This is a genomic window from Mycobacterium sp. 3519A, from assembly GCF_900240945.1.
Taxonomy (GTDB): Bacteria; Actinomycetota; Actinomycetes; order Mycobacteriales; family Mycobacteriaceae; genus Mycobacterium.
In genome coordinates, this window is sequence record NZ_OESG01000003.1 from 1 (window position 1) to 1,697 (window position 1,697).

Genomic DNA, 1,697 nt, shown 5'->3' on the forward strand with positions numbered 1-1,697 from the left:
ACTCAACACCGCCCGATTACCCCACACATCCAACCGAGCACGCTCACCCTCACCCAACACATCCACCGACGACAACCGCACCTGCGGATCACCAACCATCACCCCCAACACCCGCTCAAAACGCCCCACCAAACCCTCAACCGTCGAGGTGTCAAACACATCGGTGCGGAACTCCACCAACCCCCGAATCCCATCGGGCTCACCAACATCAGACCAACACTCAGACAACGAGAACGTCAAATCCATACGAGCACTGCGAGTATCAACCGGCACCTGGGTCACCTGCACATCACCCAACGACAACCCAACCCCGCCACCACCAAAACCCCCCGGCACGTTCTGCCACGCCAAAGCCACCTGCACCAACGGATGACGCGTCAACGACCGCGACGGATTGAACTGCTCAACCAACACCTCAAACGGCACATCACGATGCTCAAGAGCAGCCAACCCCTTACGGCGAACCTCAGCCAACACATCAGCCACCGTAGGATCACCAGCCAAATCCACCCGCAACACCAACGTATTGACAAAAAACCCAACCAAACCATCCAACGCCGGATCATCACGCCCAGCGACCGGAAAACCCACCGCCACATCCGAACTCGCACTCAACCGCGACAACAACACCGCCAACCCAGCCTGCACCACCATAAAACTCGTCGCGTTATACCTAGCCGCCAACTCCCGCACCCGCCGCTGCAACTCCGCCGACCACTCCACCACCACAGTCGACCCACGCTGATCAGCCACCACCGGATACGGCCGATCCGTCGGCAACTCCACACACTCCGCCATCCCCGCCAACGCATCACGCCAATACGCCAACTGCCCACCAATAGCACTACCCACATCATCAAGATCACCGAACTGCGCCCGCTGCCACAACGTGTAATCCACATACTGAACCGGCAACGGCAACCACCCCGGCGCACAACCCCGCACCCGCGCCCCATACGCCACACCAAGATCCCGAACCATCGGCACCAACGACCACCCATCAAAAGCAATATGATGCACGACTATTCCGGCCACATACTGTTCCGGACCGACTGAGTAGATCTGCACACGAATCGGGATGTCGGTCGACAGATCGAACCTATATGCCGCCATTGACATCAACGCGTCGGCGAGGTTCTGTTTCGGCACCGACACCACTTCTGTGTCGCTGTGGCGCCACATCCCGCTGCGCGCTGGGAGCACACACTGGTACGGAACGCCGTTGTTGTCGGGGAACACGGTCCGCAGCGATTCGTGGCGAGCGATGACGTCATCAAGGGCAGCGCCAAGAGCCTCGATGTTCAATGGCCCATCGAAGTGAAATGCGCTGGGCATGTTGTATGCCCCAGAACCGGATTCGAGTTGCTCCAAGAACCACAGTCGGCTTTGGGCGAACGACAACGGGATCACTTCGGGCCGCTCCCGCGTCACCAACGGCTCACACCCGGGCGCACTTTCGTCGAGGCGGCGTGCCACCATGGCTACGGTGGACGCGTCGAAAAAGTCGCGCACCGAAAGTCTGGCACCCAGAGATTTGTTGATAGCGGCTAGTACTCGCAACGCCGACAGGGAGTCGCCGCCGAGGTCGAAGAAGGAGTCGTCGATGCTGATGTGGTCGTGGTCGAGGACTTGGGCGTAGATGCCGGCGATGATTTCTTCGATGGTGTTGGTGGGGGCGCGGTAGCGATCGGCCCCAC

General features: G+C 59.9%; 1 protein-coding gene. It reads right to left on the reverse strand.

The window, feature by feature from the left end; translation table 11 throughout:
* Nucleotides 1-1,697 (reverse strand): condensation domain-containing protein (locus C1A30_RS00030; protein ID WP_235009584.1); only part of this gene is annotated, 1,697 nt, incomplete at both ends.